The following is a 16,768-nucleotide window of genomic DNA, read 5'->3' as shown; positions in this document are numbered from 1 at the left end:
GCTCCGTGGCGCGCGCAAAACGCCGCGCGAAACCGGCCCCTTGCAACGGCCGGTGCCGATGCAACCGCGAGGCCGCTCGGCCCACGCGTTGGAGCATGACGCGTACGCGGCCGTATCCGCATCGAGCGACGACGATCCTCCGGGCCGACCACATGCTCGTTGCGCCGCGCCCGGCGCGCGGTGCCATCCTGCGACAAGTTGCAGGGCGGCATCTTCATGCGCCGCACATTCACCCGGATCGCACGCTCCCGATCGAATCGAACGCACCGTGTGCCGACGTCCCGATTCTCCGACGCGCTGCCGTCAACCGCGACGCCCGCCGGTTCGGCGAGACGCCGCAGCCGAGGGATGGCCGGGATTCGTGAATACCTGAAGCTTCAGGTATTCACGAATCCCGGCCATCCCTCTTTGAGCCTGTCATCTCTACCAGTTTCAGAACGGAATATTTCTTCCATACTTCAAGAGCCCCGTGCTGGGATCTCGGTGCAACCACGTTGTTCGTTCCTCTTCGGAAAAGGGCAAATGAAAAAAAAATGGCGCCCAACAAACTTCCGCTGAACTGTTTTACCCGCTGCGTTCGTAATGCATTCCTTCTCATATCGACCGTGCTCGCCCCGAGCGACAAAACCCATTGTCTCAGGCGCGGCAGCAACTCCTAACGGTTCCCACAAGCATTCCCGTCAATCAGGAAATACGATCATGAGCGAACTGACATTCAATGAGCGTTTCACCGAGGTCTGGAAACATACGCAACGCGGCCTGGTTTACCCCGCGCCTTTCGCGATTTTTTCGAGTTTCTGGCTCAAGAATCCGATTACCCGAAGCGAGCTTGCGATCCTGATGCAGGAGGTCCGGCGCAAGATCAACACCGACCCGCGGCTCGGCAGCAAGAACACTACGCTGGTTGCCGGCGTGTCCTTCGAAAACTGGGCCCTGATTTGCGAGCAGGAGAAGATGCCCCTGCCCAAAGGGATGCGGCTGCGCTACCCGCAGGACGATCATCCCCTCCGCTCGAAGGTCTTCGACGCGTCCAACGGCAACTTCAGGGATTCGGAGGCAACCCTCTGGTTCCACATCAAGAGCGACGACGCTAAAGCGTGCGACATCGTGCTGGAATTGACCGAGAACTGGCTGCGCGAAAACACCCGTGATTCGTTTCATCAAAGCGCGGCCAGCAAATCGGGCGGCAGCGACAAGCCGAACGGCGGCAGAGTGCTCGGTTGCCGCTTTGCCGAGAACCTGAACAATCCGTCCGATCCGATCTCGCTCGCGAAACATTCGATTGTCGGCGTGGACGATGTCGAGCACTTCGGCGCGTCGTTCGTTCTGTCGCAGCGATTCCTGATCAACTGGGATCAAATCAACATGATGTCGGAAGATCAAATCGAAGATCTGATTGGCAGAAAAACGGACGACACCATCATCCCCGACCGCGATACCCGCTCGCACATCAAGGCGTCGCGCGTGCAGGACGAGTTCGGCAACACCACGCCGGTGCTGCGCCTGGGCCTGCCTTTCGGCAACGCGCAAACCGGCACGACCTTTCGCAACCCGAAGTCCGTGACCGCCGCCGATGAGGAAGGCATCTATTTCGCCGGCTTTGCCAAGGAGATCGGCATCCTCGAGGATGTCATGCAAAACCAGATCGGCGCCGTTCATGGCTTCATGAACGACCGTCTGTTCAATCATCTGCGCTCGGACCTGGGAGGATTCTTCTACGTTCCCAGCCTGCAGGATCTCGGGCTGCTGGACGACGACGCCTATGCCAATAACTTCGATGCGCTGAATCGCGGCACGTGGGACAAATTTCCGGGCGTCGACTGGTCGAGGCTGGACCGCCACTTCACGGTCGCCTCCGAGAACGGGTTGATGTACTACAACCACAGCAACTACCTGTTCAACATGGCGACCAAGCTGAATAAACGCAGCGACTATTTCGAGGCGCCGTCGAACCGGATACTGAGCCTGCTCGAGAATACTTTCTCGCTGTGGCAGGACAACTGGTACTTCAACCGCAAGCAGGAAGAAATCGAGCACGACATCGCGTATTACATGGCGCAGTTCGACTTGCCCGGCAAGCCGGCCGACGTCATGCGGGAATCCATCATGTTGCGCAAGGGCTGGGCGATCCGCCTGAGCCTTCACCTGTTCACGTCGCCGGAATACGGTTTCCGCGGCCGGCGCATCCGCTTGAGCGACGGCCGCCTGATCCCGTATTCCGCAGCGAAGGAAGAAGAAGGGACCGTGGTGTACGGCTCCGACACCTTCCGCATCTTCCCCGAGGAAATCATCGTCGGCGCCATGCCCAACCTGACGCTGGGCGAAGGCCGCTACGTGATGAAATACCTGAGCGAAGCCGAGCGCTTGAACGGGTTCCTTGCCAACTTGAGCGAAGCCTCCGGCGTCGGCCACGTCATTCCCGATTACCGGAAAGCCCTCGACCTTGGTCTTGGCGGGCTGTTGAACGAGGTCGCGCAATACGAAAGGAAGGCCGCCACCCAGCAGCAGCGGGAGCTCTATCAATCGACGGCATTGGCGCTGCAAGGCATTTCCGAGTACTTCATGAACTACGCCGATCTGGCCAAGCAGATGGCGCAGGACATGCAGCCGGGCCAGGCGTGGGAGCAGCAGAATCTGACGGCCATCGAACGGCGCATGCGCAAGCTCGCGACGGAAAAACCCGGCAGCTTCGTCGAAGCGGTGCAATTCATTTTCACGTTGCACACCTGCCTGCACTTGAACGGCGAGCCGACGGCATTCGGCCGCATGGACCAACTGCTGCAACCCTATCTCGATCGGGACGCCATCACGCTCGAGGAAGCGCAAGAGATCATCGACGCCTTCTACATCAAGCTCGACGAAAAGATCCAACAGAACCGCATCTTCATGGAAGACCATCAGCCGTTCGGCAATCTGGCGATGGGCGGCAGCTCCGGACCTTATCCGCAGGGCGCTTCGCTCGGTCAATGGATCCAGCAGATCACCGTCGGCGGGACCGTGGCGGACGGCGAGACCGATATGGCGAAGACCAAGCCGGCCTACAACGACGTAACCCGCCTGTTCCTCCGCGCATCCGGCCGCTTGCCGCTCAATGCGCCCTGCCTGTCGCTGCGCACCCGCAAGGACATCCCGGACGAGATCCTGGAAGAAGCCGCGCACGCGATACTGTCGGGCGGCGCTCATCCTATCCTGCTGAACGACGAGACGCTCATCGAGGGCCTGTGGCGCAGCGGCGACGACGTCGGCGGCGAGCCGCTGCAAGGCAACAAGGCGTGGCGGTCGGCCGTGGAGATGAAATCGGCGCAGAACTATGCGTGCGACGGCTGCTACGAGCCCCAGTTCCCCGGCGAAAACTGGTTCTCGCTAGGCGGCTTTTCCACGTTGCAGCCGCTGGAGTGCGCGCTCAATCAAGGCAGGACCTATTCCAGCGCGGGCCAAAGCTATCTGTTCGGCCAAACGGTATCGCTGACCACGAGGCCGGCCGAGCAGATCGAAAGCTTCGACGCGTTGCTGGCGTTGTATCGGCAGCATTTCGAATGGCTCAACCGCAAGGCGTTCAACGGCCAGTTGATGAGCTACGGCAACAATACCCAGTATTGCCCGTCTCCGATCCTGAATGCGTTGATGGACGACTGCCTGGCCAAAGGCCTGGATTTCTACAGCGGTGGGGCCAAGTACAACATCTATGGCCCTTGCTATATTGCGCTGAGCTCCACGATCAACTCCCTGTACGCGATCAAGCGCCTGGTGTTCGACGACGAGACCGCCGTCACCACCTTGCCCGAGTTGCTGGAATGCCTGTGCTGCGATTGGGGCTACAAGATGACGGAGCCCTTCATCAGCAAGCTCGCAGGGGAAAGCCGGATCACGGCGCGCGCCGACCGTTTCAAGCGCTTGCGCGAAGTGGCGTTGTCACTGCCCCGCTACGGCCGCGGCCATGCGGAAATCGACGCCTTCGGCAATACCATCGTCGAGCTGGTGGCGCAGATTTCGATCGAGACGTTTACCCAGCCTTGGCCGCAGCTGCGCGACACCCTGCAGAGCTTCGCGAGCAAATACGGGACGGCCGATCATCCGTTCGGAATTCAGATTCAGCCCGGCGTCGGCACATTCGAAAACCATGTGGAGATGGGAGCCTGGAACGGCGCCAGCGCGGACGGCAGACGAACGGGCACGACGGTCGCCTCCGACATGAGCGCGGCGCCGAGTCCGGCGGATTTGCCGGTCGAGCATCAGTACGCCGGCTTCGCCGAAGCATTGGCAGGCTTTGAAGGGAGCGGCTCGAGCCTGATGTCCGATGGCGCACCGAGCGACTTCAATATCGCCGAGGATTTCCCGGCCGAGAAATTGAAGCAAGTTCTGCGTCAATTTGCGCAAGGAAAGGCATCCAACATTTTGACCGTGACCGTGGCGAACCCGGACACCTTCGCCGATGCAACCGGCTCGCCTGAGAAATACGATTTGCTTCGCGTTCGCACCGGCGGCTGGACGAACTTCTTCACATCGGTGTTTCCGGTGATACAGGAGCAACATCGGCGGCGTCCCGTTTCCTTGCCGGAGGAGGTGAAAGCGGATCCGGGCAGGCAATGTCCGTTTCATGCGGGGCGATAGGTAGCTCGACGAAGCCCATCCCATGCAGAAGACCCATCTGCATGGGATGATTTGTGTACCAACGGATGTTCGTGGCGATCGGCGGTAGCCGCGGCTCGCGTAGAGCGAAAATGTCGTAGCTCGATGGCTTCGGCACACGCTTTGGCGGTTCGAACTGCCGGAGCGCATCGTGTGCCAACCCGGACTGCTCACCATGAGCATGCGGGAGCTGGGTCGTCTGAAGGTCGTGTCGCACACGCAGATCAGCCGGTTCGACATCGTGCTCGGACGGTCGCACGGCGCGAGCCGTAACGGCGTCAGATGCGGCCGCCGAACGTGCTGCGATACGCGGTTCGGCATCAGCGTGCGCTCAGATCACATTTCACACCAACCTGATTGATACGCCGGAGAATGACCATTTATATCATATGATGATATATAAGGATGGCTGAATGAAAGGTTCGCGCGCGGCAGTTCCCGATTGCCGGAACCTGTCGCCGGGCGTATGGTTTATTTCTCTATCGCCCTTTTCCCGGGAGATATCAAAATGGCTGCCATGCAATCCGCGGCCACGCCCCTCTCCGACGAGGAAGCCCGGCGCCAGTTGCGCCGCGCCGTCATCGCCAGCACGATTGGCACCACGATCGAATGGTATGACTTCTTCCTCTACAGCACGGTCACCGGCCTGGTCTTCGCAAAGCTGTATTTCCCGCAATCCCACCCCCTCGTCGGCACGCTTCAGGCGTTCCTGATCTATGCCGTCGGTTTTGTCGCACGGCCGGTCGGCGCGGCGATCTTCGGCCATTACGGCGACCGCATCGGACGCAAGGCCACGCTGATCGTGACCCTGTTGCTGATGGGGCTCGCCACGTTCGCCGTGGCCTTCGTTCCGACCTACGCCGCGATCGGCATCTGGGGCGCCGTGATCCTCACGGTGCTGCGCTTCATCCAGGGCGTCGGCGTCGGTGGCGAATGGGGCGGCTCGGTCCTGATGTCGATGGAGTGGGCGCGCACCAATGCGCATCGCGGTTTCGTCGCGTCGTGGCCGCAGTTCGGCGTGCCGGCGGGATTGTTCCTCGCCAACCTTGCCGTGCTGGCCATGAGCTGGATTTCCGGCAGCGCTTTCGTCACGTGGGGCTGGCGCGTGCCGTTTTTCCTCAGCATCGTACTGGTTGCGATCGGGCTCTATATCCGCCTGAACATTCTCGAGACGCCGATCTTCGCGAAGCTCCTGGCCGAGCGCCGGATCGAGAAGACGCCGATGCTCGATGTGCTGCGCAAGCACCCGAAGGACATCGTGCTGTCGGCGTTTGCACGGATGGCCGAACAGGCGCCGTTCTATATCTACACGGCGTTCGTGTTCACTTACGGGATCACGGCGCTGGGCGTCACGCGCGAACTGCTGCTGGCGGCGGTGCTGGTCGCATCCGTGGTCGAGTTCTTCACCATTCCGCTGTTCGGGCACGTGTCGGACCTGATCGGGCGGCGGCGGATGTACGTGATCGGTGCGGTTGCCGTCGGTGTGTTCGGATTCGTCTACTTCGCGATGGTCGATAGCCGGAATCCGGTATGGATCTTCGCGGCCATCGTGTTGTCGCTGGTTCCGCATTCGATGATGTATGGACCGCAGGCTGCGTTGATTGCCGAGTCGTTCACCGGGCGGTTGCGGTATAGCGGCGCGTCGATGGGTTATCAGCTTGCTTCGGTCATTGCAGGGGGGCCGGCACCGCTGATTGCAACGGCGCTGTTTGCGTACTACCACTCGGGGTATGCGATCGCGGCGTACGTGCTGGTGTGTGCGGTGCTGAGCGTGTTTGCCGCGTCGCAGCTCGGGGACTATACGAACAAGGATATTTCGCGGGAATACGACGACGCCCGGGGTTTGGGGGATCACGGGCATGCGCCGCCGGTGACTTGACGAATTGGCCGGCTCAGGCGGCGATGACGGCCGGTCGTTCGCTCGCCTGCGTCGCTCCTGCCATCCGATGGGGCCACCATTGCCACGCTGTCTTACCCGGCGGGGGCGGTCGAGCGTGGCGTGATCTCCGTACGCACGCCAAAGCGCACCAGCGTGTTGCCTTCGATTTCGCCTTCGCCGGCGAAGATGCCGATGCTGCTCCCGTGGCCCCTTACCCGAATCGCTCGTCTCGTTCGCGATCCTGCGTCATTTCCCACGTACTCGGCAATGATCGACCTGCCAGACCGCGGTGCGATCCGCCGCGTCGAAGCAACTCGCGGCGGGCCTGCGTTGCTGCGACCGAGCATGGCCGATTTTCGGTGAATCTTCGCGCAGCGTTAGAATATCGCCCCTTCTCACAGGAGACGAAAATGTCCTGGTTCATTTACGAAGTGCCCGAATACCACGAAGACGCTGCGCGCATCGAGCCCTTCAGCGACCTGCGCAGCCGCGTACTGAAAACCGGTGAACTCGGCATGGCCGACGAACTGGAAAGCGTTCGCGAGAACGCCGCGGCGACAGCGGACACGCCTGAGCGCCCCCTGCGTACCCCGGAAAATCCGCATGTCTTTCCGATTCCTTACGCCGACTCCATGATCCTGGTCGGGTTCATCTTCGATCTGAAACGCGAATTCCGGCAGCTGGTCGTGTCGCCCGTGGAAATGCCCTGGCTGAAAGACGCATAAAAGGTGGTCGGAACGACAGTCGACGGGAGCGTTACGCCTGTTCTGGAGCCGGGGCCGACTATCCGGCGCACGCTTTCGGACATACATGCCTCGGGTTGGAACCGCGCGTCGGACTGAATCGCGCTGCGCAGTCGTTAAATCAGGGGTAGCTGTCGTGGATCTCGAGTGCGCGCCGAGACGCATTCGCCCTGTTTCCCCTGCACGTTGAATCCAGCCCGCCACGGGGATGCGCCTCCTCAACAATCCAGTCGAAGGTAAGCGCTTCAAACCCGTCCGCACTGGCGTCGAAAGCGATCAGGTGCCGGCCTCGCGCAGCGCGCCAGGCGCCGCGGCCTTTGAGCACCGACCTGCCAATCGGTATCGATCCCCTGCTTCGCTTGTTCGATGCCGCGTTCATAGCCGCGCCATGGATTGAATTTTCGCGAGTCGATTGGGCGTATCCGAGCCGTCTCGCACGTCACGTCACGGCGCTCCGCTCCGCCAACCCGCTCGACACCAGCCGCCGCCAGATCCAGCGACTGGTCGTCCCGCACGATTGCAACCCGCTCAGGCCCCCGACGTCAGCGCCACGCGATGCTCGGTCTTGTTCAGATGGGCGACGGCGCCATTCCGCTTCGCGAGTGCGTACATTTCGTCGATGCCGACTGTCACGAGGACGCTGCCGTCCTGATCCAGGATCTGAAGCGGCCCGTGAAATATCGCGAGCATCAACGCACCGTCGTCGGAGCCCGGTGCGTGCGTGACGCCGCCTGCCTCGAGCATGAAATCGTCGGCGAATACCTGGCCGTTGTCGTAGAAGAACGAACCCGAGAGCATGAAGATCTCGACGGCGCCCATGTGTTTGTGCGGGGCGAATCGCGAACCGGGATCGAAGGTGTTCAGCACGACCATGTAACCGCGGTTTTCATCGAAATTGAGGATCTTGTACTGAATGCCTTCGAGGCCGGGCTTGTCGAGCCGCGTCCACGGAATCAGCTTCGAGCGCGTGATGAATCCGCCGTCGTTCAGGCGGCAATGGGCGGGTTGCCGCGGGTCGGCTGAGCCGACGGCGTCGCTCGTCGTGGGGTGAGTCATGGTTGTCGTGCTCCCGGATGAAGCGACCGGCTGGTCGCGAACGCACAATCTAGCGACGTGCGCACGCGGTCTCAATCCCGCCGGACGAGGGGGTTGACCGCAACGCCAGCATCGCGCTCAGCGCGGTACGGTTGGCGGCGCCGAAGCGCCCGCACAACGCGCGAACATGCTCCTTGACGGTGTGTTCCGAAATGCCGAGCGTGCGCGCGATCGCCTTGTTCGGCGTCCCGTCGCGCACGAGGCGGCCGACGGCGGCGGCGCGCGGCGGCAGCGGATCGCACGGATCGGTGAAGCGCGGCGAGCACGCGCCCGCGTGCAGTGCGCCCGGCTGGCCGACGGCAACCGATACCGCCCGGCATACCCAGGCGAACCGCGCGATGTCGCGCGCATCGAACGGTTCGTCGCCTGCCCCGCGTGCAAGGTTCAGCGTGCCGACGATCTTGCCGCCCGCTTCGAGCGGCCCCTGGAGATTGGGACCGAAGCCCCAGCGCCGCAGGTGCCGCGATGCCAGCGAATGCCCCCATACGGCCGCCGGCAGGGCCCCCCCCGTCATCGCGTGACGCGAGCGCAACACGACGTGCAGCACCGGATCGCGCTCGCGTATGGCGGCTTCGTATTCGTCGAGAAAGTCGATCGGCACGCCGTCGGTTTCGCAGGCAATCGGGCGCGTATCCGGAGCGAGCAAATAGAAGCCGCCCGCACATGCATCGAACCCGGTCATGAGGCAGGCCAGGCAGCGGCCGCTGATCTGTGCAAGCGTGCCGCCGCGCGCAAGCTCGAGCAACGCGGCGACGTCGCGCGCGTCGAAGCCGTCGTGAGCGGGCGATACCGCGAGGGCGCGGGGTGAGGAGATCATCGATTTCCAGGCGAGCGTGGGGAGTGCCGCCGGCATCGTCCAGCGCGCCTGCCGCGGCTTCGATCGCCTGCGCGCGCGGCGACGTCGACGAGTATGGCGCCGGCCGACGATCGCGATCTAGCCGGTAAACGCAATCGCATTCGGTCGCGTGTCCGATTCGCGCAAGTATCCGGAAGCCGTTCTTTCGCGTTTTATTGACGGTGTCGCAAACGTGTAGAGTGGGCGTACCCCCCGGAACACGACCGCGATCGATCGATTTCGCACCCCGGGTTTCCCCGCATACGCAAAGAAGATTCGCCATGTCCAATGCTTCCTTGCCGATCGAGCCGACCCTGCTCCGTCGATACCGCTATTTCGAATCGGTCGATATCGACGACACGCGCGAGCGGATCGCCGCGGTGTTGCAGCAGCATCGACTCACGCCGGGCAGCGCGCGCGGCGGCTATTCGGCGTACATGGACTACGTGCGGATCGACAGCGTCGGGTTCGGCACGATCGGTTACGACGTCGCGATGGGCGTCGATGCCGGCGAAATCGAAGACTACTATCTCGCCATCCTCAGCCTGGGCGGCTATGCGGACGTGAGCGTCGGCGGCCGGCGCGTGATCGTCGGGCCGGCCCAGGGTGTCATCGTCGGCCCGGCCACCCGTTTCGGCGGCACGTTCTCCCGCGACTGCGAGCAGTTCTTCGTGCGCGTCGACAAGCACGCGATCCTCGCGCACACGGGTTACGAGCATCTGCAGATCGAGCCGGTGCTCGACCTCTCCCGCCCCGAACTCCTGCCGTGGCTCGCGCAGTTGCGCGTGATGGCCTCGTCGCCGGAGACCGTCGCGCTCGCGCAGCGCGACCGCCGCATCGCGCTCGAATTCGAACGGCTCGTGATCTCGCTCCTGCTCGCCGGCCAACCCCATCACTGCCGGACGAGGCCCGGCGGCACGGCGCTCGTGCCGCGCACGGTCAAGCGTGCGGAAGCCTATATCGCCGAACACGCGTGCGGGCCGATCACGCTGGCCGACATCGCGCTGGACGCCGGCGTGCCCGTGCGTACGCTGCTCGACAGCTTTCAGCGCTTTTCGCGCGGCAGCCCGATGCAGATGGTCCGCGAACGGCGTCTCGAACATGCGCGCGACCGGCTGCTGCAGGCCCGCGAGACCGACCGCGTGGCCGACGTGGCGCTCTGTTGCGGCTTCGCGAATCTGGGCCGCTTCGCTGCCCTGTACCGTGAAACGTTCGGCGAATCGCCGTCGGATACGTTGCGCCGCGCCCGCCAGTCCGCCAGCTGAGCCGGAATTCTGCGCGCGCCGGACAGGCGCTGCGCTCGACGGATATTCGCGGCTCAATCGCCCGCATACAGTGGGCTCCTCTGAATTCAACGGAGCCGCTGGATGTCCCCGCTCAGAATCCGCGTCGAGCGTATCGACGCCCTGACGCCCGTAATCCGCCGATTGCATCTCGTCGCCGCAGACGGCGGCCCGCTGCCGGGGTTCGCGGCCGGCGCGCATATCGGCGTGCACGTGCCGCTTTCCCCTCGCACCCAACGGCGCGCGTATTCCCTCGTGAACGCCGGCGACAGTGCCGGACCGGTCGACCATTACGAAATCGCGGTGTTGCGCGAACCCGCGGGAAGCGGCGGTTCGCAGTGGATGCACGCGTGCACGCCCGGCGATGCATTCGACATCGATCCACCCAGAAACGATTTCCCGCTCGCCGCAAACGCGCACCGGCACCTGCTGGTGGCGGGCGGCATCGGCATCACGCCGATTCTCTCGATGGCCCGCGAATTGACGCATGCCGGACGCCCGTTCGCCCTGCACTACGCGGCGCGTGATGCCGCCTCGATGGCCTATCGCGACGAGGTCGCCGCGTTGCCCGGCGCGACATGCTGGTTCGACCACGGCGAACCGTCGCGCGGCATGCCGCTGGCCGAAACGATCGGCGCGCCTGAAAGCGGCAAGCATCTGTACGTTTGCGGCCCCGCCGGCCTCATCGAAGCGACACTCGCGGTCGCCCGGCGTCTCGGCTGGCACGACGATGCACTGCATTGCGAGCGCTTTGCCGCGCCGGTCGCGCCCGGCTCGGATGCGGCGGTCGAAGTCCGCCTCGCGGGGTCCGGGCGCACGCTGCACGTGCCGCCCGGCACGTCGATTCTCGACGCGATGATCGAAGCCGGCCTCGATCCGCTCTACGACTGCCGGCGCGGCGATTGCGGCGTGTGCGCGGTCCGCCTGCTGGACGGCGATCCCGATCACCGCGACATCTGCCTCGCCGACGACGATCGCGCGCGCGGCGCGTTCTGTCCGTGCGTGTCGCGCGCGAACGGCGCGCACCTGGTCCTGGACCTTTGACCCTCCCTTTCGAGGAAACCCGATGAGCCTTACCAACGAGACCCTCGCGGGTCTGGTGCGCCCCGACAGCGTGCACAAACGCCTCTACACCGACCCGGCGATCTTCGCGCTGGAAATGGAGCGGATCTACGGCCGTGCGTGGATCTACGTCGGCCACGAAAGCCAGGTCAAGGCGGCCGGCGACTATCACACGACGCGTCTGGGCGACCAGGAAGTCGTGATGGTGCGTGCATCGGACGGCGCGATTCACGTGATCTACAACCGGTGCCCGCACAAGGGCGCGAAAATCGTACCCGACGGCGACGGCTCGGTCGGAAAATTCTTCCGGTGTCCCTATCACGCGTGGACCTTCAGGCACGACGGCACGCACCTGTCGGCGCCGCTGCGCAACGGCCTGCAGAACACCTGCTTCGACCCGCAGCATCCGGATTTCTCGATGCGCCGCGTGGCGCGCGTGGACAGCTATCGCGGCTTCGTGTTCGCCAGCCAGAGCGCCGAGGGCCCGGATCTGCGGACGTTCCTGAATGGCGTCGTCTCGTCGATCGACAATCTGTGCGACCGCTCGCCGGTCGGCGAGGTCGAGGTGACGGGCGGGGTATTCCGTGTCCTGCAGCGTTCGAACTGGAAAGTGTTCTACGAGAACCTGCACGACACGATGCACGCGCCGGTCACGCACGAGTCGTCGGTGGTGTCGGCCCGCTCGCGGGCCGCGGAACTGGGGGCGATGCCGTTCGAGCTGCTTGTCATGGACGGCAATGGCGAACCGTACGAATTCTGGGAAAAACTGGAGCTGCGCGCGTACACGTACGGCCACGGTTACATGGAAGGCATTTTCGATCCGGCGGCCGCCGAGCGCGATGCCGTGTCGAGCGCGCATTTCGCGGTGCTTGCGCAGGCCTACGGCGACGAGCGCGCGCGCGGGATTCTCGGCATGAACCGCCACAACACGGTGATCTACGCCAGCGGTTCCCCGCACACGGTATTTCAGCAGTTTCGCGTGATCCGCCCGGTTGCGGTGGACCAGACGCTGGTCGAAATCCAGCTGTTTCGCCTGAAAGGTGCGCCCGACGAGGTGTTCGAGCGCGCGTTGACCTACGCGAACGTGATCAATTCCCCGTCGTCGAACGTGATGCCCGACGACGTCGAAGTCTACGCGCGCTGCCAGGAGGGCAACCGGACGCGCGGCGGCGAATGGGTGAGCATGCATCGCTACGCCGGCACGGATCGCGCGACGGACGACGGCTTCGTGTCGATCAACGGCACCAGCGAATTGCCGATGCGCAACCAGTTCGCCGCGTGGAAGCGTTTCATGGTCGACGAGGCCGGCCAACCCGCGCGCACGCGCGAAGGAGACGCCTGATGCTGCACGATCCGGCTTTCGATCTGTCGACCGTCGCGGTCGACGCCCCTGCCCTTGCCTCCGACGCCGCGCTGCAGGCGCAGGCGGCACAGTTCCTGTTTCGCGAGGCGCGGCTGCTCGATACGCGCGCGTTCGACGGGTGGCTCGACCTGTGGACACCGGACGGCATGTACTGGCTGCCGCACGAGCCGAGCCAGGCCAGCCCGCGCGACCATATCTCGCTGTTCTGGGAGGACGCGACGCTGCGCGAAGTGCGCGCGGCCCGCGTGACGAACCGACGCAACTGGTCGCAGCAGCCGGCGACGCGTACGGTGCGCCTGGTCGGCAACGTGATCGTCGACGGCCGCGACGCAGCCGGCCGGCTGGTCGTTCACTCGACGCAGATCGTCAACGAATGGCGGATCGGGCAGCGCACGCTCGCGGGGCTCGTCACGCACAAGCTCGATACACGTGGTCCGGAGTGGAAGATCTACCTGAAGCGAGTCGATCTCATCAACTCGACGGACGCGCTCGCGAACCTGGAGGTATTCGTGTGAACGCCGAATCGCTTTCGACGCCGTTGGCGCGCACGGCCGTGATCGCGCTGCATTACCAGAACGACGTGCTCGATCCGCGCGGCAAGATCCGCGTCGGCTTCAACACCGACCAGCCCGGGCGCGCGGCGGTGCTCGACGCGGCAGGCGCGCTGCTGGCCGGTGCACGCTCGCGCGGTTTGCCGCTCGTGCATGTCCGTATCGTCTTCCGCGAAGACTATGCGGATCTGCCGCGCAACGCACCGGTCTTCGTACGTACCGCCGAGCTCGGCGCGCTGCGCGACGGCAGCTGGGGCGCGCAGTTCTACCCGACGCTCGAACCCGATCCGGCGCGCGCGCTCGACCACGTCGTGCATCACCAGTGCACGAGCGGTTTCATCGGGACGCCGCTGGAACGGATCCTCACGGCGCTCGACGTACGTCACCTGATCGTCGCGGGCGTCGCGACGCACTCGACCGTGGAGATGACGGCCCGCCATGCCGCCGATCTCGGCTATCGCGTGACCGTCGCGGCCGATGCATGCGCATGCGCGGATCGTCGCCAGCATGACGCCTCGCTCGAGTCGATGCGGTTGATTGCGGCGATTTCCAGCGTGGCCGAGCTGTTCGGCCCTGTGTCGAATACGGAGGGTGCATGAACGTCTCGCGCCCTTCCGAATCGGCTCTGCAGGCGCGCCCGGAGAGCGCGAGCGCGCGCCTTGCGGGCAAGGTCGCGATCGTCACCGGTGCGACGCAAGGGCTCGGCGCCGACATCGCGCGCACCCTCGCGAACGAGGGCGCGTGCGTGCTGATCGCGGGGCTCGACGTCGAGGCCGGCCATGCGCTGGCCGCTTCGATCGGCGCCGCGGCACGCTCCGTACCGACCGACGTCACCGACGACGCGCAGCTCGACCGCGCGATCGCGGCGGGTATTGCGGCCTTCGGCGGCCTCGACATCGTCGTGAACAATGCGTGCAGCTACGACGACGCGGGCCTGGCCTCGACGCGCGAACAGTGGTCGCGCCTGCTCGACGTCAATCTCGTCTCCGCGGCGATCCTCGCGCAGAAAGCCGCGCCGCATCTGCGGCCACGCGGCGTGATCGTCAACCTCGGCAGCGTCGGCGGCAAGTTCGGTGCGGCGGGACGCGCGCTGTATCCGGCGTCGAAGGCCGCGCTGCTGCAGCTCACGCGCAACCTTGCCGTGGATCTCGCGCCGCGCGACCTGCGGGCGGTCAGTGTGTCGCCGGCCTGGACCTGGTCACCGTCGCTGGAGCGGCTCGCGGGCGGCTCGGTCGAGGTCGCCGACAGCGTGGGCCGGCCGCTGCATGCGCTCGGCCGGGTCGGCCGCGGCGACGAGATCGGGCGAGTCGTCGCGTTTCTCTGTTCGGACGATGCGTCGTGGATCACCGGTATCGACGTGCCCGTCGACGGCGGTTTTTCGATCCTCGGGCCGGACCAGGGCCGCTCGCCGCGCGAATGGTTCGAGCGGCAGGCATCGCGGTAGCGAACCGTGCGGCCCGCATTCTTTCCCCCTACTCCATCGGGAGTTCATCCATGACGAAGCAAATCAGAATCGAACGGGGCGACGCAGCGTTCGACGCCTATCTCGCGCTGCCGGAAGCCGGCAGCGGCCCGGTCATCGTGTTGCTGCAGGAGATTTTCGGCGTGAACGCCGAGATGCGCGAAGTGGCGGATCTTTATGCGGCCGAGGGCTATGTCGTCATCGCGCCGGACCTGTTCCACCCGTTTGGCCCGAACATCGAGCTCGGTTACGGCGAAGCCGACCATGCAAAGGCCTTCGACTATTACGGGCGTCTCGATGTGGCCGGCGCCGTCGACGATATCCGCGCGACGGTCGCCCGTGCGCGCACGCTGCCCGAATCGAACGGCAAGGTCGGCGTGCTCGGCTTCTGCCTCGGCGGCAAGCTCGCCTGGCTCGCCGCGGCGCAGTGCGGCGTCGACTGCGCGGTCGGCTACTACGGCGTCGGCATCGAGCAGTCGCTCGATCTGGCCGAGCGCGTCACGTGCCCGCTCGCACTGCATTTCGGCGTCGACGATCCGCTCAATCCGCCCGGAACCGTGGCGTCGATACGCGCGGCGCTGGGCGGCAAGCCGAACGTGAAGCTCTACGAATACGACGGCGCCGGTCATGCATTCAGCCGCAGCGGCCCGACCTTCGTCAAAGCAGCCGCGATGTCCGCGCATACGCGCAGTCTCGCCGTGTTTCGCAAGGTGCTCGGCCCCGACTACGACCTGGGCGCGCTCGCCGATCATCACTTCCATCTGGAGTTCGCCGCGCGCGATCCCGACGAGACGATGCGGACGATGGTGTCCGAGCCGTACGTGAACCACGTGCCGACCATGACGGGTGGCACCGGGTACACGGAACTCAGGCGCTTCTACACGCATCACTTCATCCACAGCAATCCGGCCGACATGGCGATGGCGCCGATCTCGCGCGTGGTCGGCGTCGATCGGATGGTGGACGAATTCATCCTGACGTTTACGCACGACCGGGAGATCGACTGGCTGCTGCCCGGCGTCGCGCCGACCGGCAAGCGCGTGGAGATTCCGATGGTCGTCATCGTCGAGTTTCGCGGGCCCAGGCTATACAACGAACATATCTACTGGGATCAGGCGAGCGTGCTCGTGCAGCTCGGGCTGCTCGATCCACAAGGATTGCCGGTCTCCGGCGTCGACGTCGCACGCAAGCTGCGCGACGAAACGCTGCCGTCGAACACGCTGATGGCACGCTGGCGCGAGAGCGAACCGGCGCGAGCGTGACGCGCGCCGCACCGGATGCATCGAGTCCGATAAAAGCGCTGTCGAGGACGCAGTGGTGTGCACGGCCCGTCGACCGTGCACACCGGTTGCGACGATTCAGCCCCCTGCTCCGGTGTCGACAGGCCGTCGGCGCTTTCTCGTGATCGGCGCCCGACGCGTTTTCGAGCGGGACAGTCTGGACACGAAATCGACTCTCGCGACAAGAAAGATGACATAAGCCGAGGGCGTTCCGCAGCGACACAGCCCGCGTGTTCCGCGTCACGAAGCCACGCAGGGCTGGAAATCGCGTGACGCCGCTCGGCCGCGCGATGCACGAGCCAAACATCGACCCTTTCGACCGGCCAGTCGCGACGAGCGCACACAAAACCGTCGCAACGCGGGTCGATATCTCCCGGTTCGCGGCAGCGGACAAACCTTTTGCCGGGTGCTTCGTTCGTCAGCCACGACGTAACGGGGCTTTTTGTGTTTGACGATCGTGAATGATCGATCCCGGCGTTTCGCGTCCAGAAGGCGCCGGCACGGCCGTCGTCATCGTTCGACAATTTTATGAATGGATTATTCGTTGAATTGGGTCGGGTTAATAAATAATCTAAATCAATCGGAT

General features: G+C 64.4%; 12 protein-coding genes. 10 read left to right on the top strand and 2 right to left on the bottom strand.

The annotated features are described in order from the left end of the window. The first annotated feature begins 699 nt into the window (after positions 1 to 699). The 3 genes from AC5LXK_RS34265 to AC5LXK_RS34255 all read left to right on the top strand — a co-directional run bounded on the left by AC5LXK_RS34265 (position 700) and on the right by AC5LXK_RS34255 (position 7,233). The gene (locus tag AC5LXK_RS34265; RefSeq protein WP_493395053.1) at positions 700 to 4,611 is read left to right on the top strand and encodes a Dyp-type peroxidase; all 3,912 of its coding nucleotides are present in this window, start codon (positions 700 to 702) and stop codon (positions 4,609 to 4,611) included. Positions 4,612 to 5,137: 526 nt separating this feature from the next. Beyond that, positions 5,138 to 6,508 carry an MFS transporter gene (locus tag AC5LXK_RS34260; RefSeq protein WP_493395052.1) on the top strand — a complete coding sequence of 457 codons (1,371 nt, stop codon included), beginning with the start codon at positions 5,138 to 5,140 and terminating at the stop codon, positions 6,506 to 6,508. A gap of 410 nt (positions 6,509 to 6,918) precedes the next feature. Beyond that, positions 6,919 to 7,233: a helicase gene (locus AC5LXK_RS34255; RefSeq protein ID WP_493395051.1), complete on the top strand. Its 315-nt coding sequence runs from the start codon at positions 6,919 to 6,921 to the stop codon at positions 7,231 to 7,233. A 546-nt stretch (positions 7,234 to 7,779) separates the two neighbouring features. Here the strand turns inward: AC5LXK_RS34255 and AC5LXK_RS34250 are convergent. Further along, positions 7,780 to 8,307 carry a cupin domain-containing protein gene (locus tag AC5LXK_RS34250; RefSeq protein ID WP_493395050.1) on the bottom strand — a complete coding sequence of 176 codons (528 nt, stop codon included), beginning with the start codon at positions 8,305 to 8,307 and terminating at the stop codon, positions 7,780 to 7,782. A 49-nt stretch (positions 8,308 to 8,356) separates the two neighbouring features. After that, positions 8,357 to 9,163: a helix-turn-helix transcriptional regulator gene (locus tag AC5LXK_RS34245; protein ID WP_493395049.1), complete on the bottom strand. Its 807-nt coding sequence runs from the start codon at positions 9,161 to 9,163 to the stop codon at positions 8,357 to 8,359. A gap of 299 nt (positions 9,164 to 9,462) precedes the next feature. Here AC5LXK_RS34245 and andR point away from each other — a divergent pair, with 299 nt between their 5' ends. From andR to AC5LXK_RS34210, 7 genes are all read left to right on the top strand, one after another. Then, on the top strand, positions 9,463 to 10,446 hold the full coding sequence (andR, locus tag AC5LXK_RS34240; protein WP_493395048.1) for an anthranilate 1,2-dioxygenase regulatory protein AndR: 984 nt from the start codon (positions 9,463 to 9,465) through the stop codon (positions 10,444 to 10,446). Between the two features lie 102 nt (positions 10,447 to 10,548). Then, complete coding sequence (locus AC5LXK_RS34235; protein WP_493395047.1) at positions 10,549 to 11,508, top strand: PDR/VanB family oxidoreductase; 960 nt, start codon at positions 10,549 to 10,551, stop codon at positions 11,506 to 11,508. Positions 11,509 to 11,530: 22 nt separating this feature from the next. Next, positions 11,531 to 12,868 carry an aromatic ring-hydroxylating dioxygenase subunit alpha gene (locus AC5LXK_RS34230; protein WP_493395046.1) on the top strand — a complete coding sequence of 446 codons (1,338 nt, stop codon included), beginning with the start codon at positions 11,531 to 11,533 and terminating at the stop codon, positions 12,866 to 12,868. Further along, on the top strand, positions 12,868 to 13,404 hold the full coding sequence (locus AC5LXK_RS34225; RefSeq protein ID WP_493395045.1) for an aromatic-ring-hydroxylating dioxygenase subunit beta: 537 nt from the start codon (positions 12,868 to 12,870) through the stop codon (positions 13,402 to 13,404). The genes AC5LXK_RS34230 and AC5LXK_RS34225 overlap by 1 nt, the downstream gene beginning before the upstream one ends. Continuing rightward, positions 13,401 to 14,039 carry a cysteine hydrolase family protein gene (locus AC5LXK_RS34220; RefSeq protein WP_493395044.1) on the top strand — a complete coding sequence of 213 codons (639 nt, stop codon included), beginning with the start codon at positions 13,401 to 13,403 and terminating at the stop codon, positions 14,037 to 14,039. The genes AC5LXK_RS34225 and AC5LXK_RS34220 overlap by 4 nt, the downstream gene beginning before the upstream one ends. Then, a complete protein-coding gene (locus tag AC5LXK_RS34215) occupies positions 14,036 to 14,884 on the top strand; it encodes an SDR family oxidoreductase (protein ID WP_493395043.1) in 849 nt (282 codons plus the stop codon). The genes AC5LXK_RS34220 and AC5LXK_RS34215 overlap by 4 nt, the downstream gene beginning before the upstream one ends. A 50-nt stretch (positions 14,885 to 14,934) precedes the next feature. Continuing rightward, positions 14,935 to 16,164, top strand: coding sequence for a dienelactone hydrolase family protein (locus tag AC5LXK_RS34210; RefSeq protein ID WP_493395042.1), 1,230 nt, complete (start codon positions 14,935 to 14,937; stop codon positions 16,162 to 16,164). Positions 16,165 to 16,768 lie beyond the last annotated feature (604 nt).

This window comes from Burkholderia pulmonis (assembly GCF_984667975.1).
The sequence above is the reverse complement of the archived record's forward strand: the minus strand, read 5'-3'. Positions and strand labels throughout refer to the sequence as shown.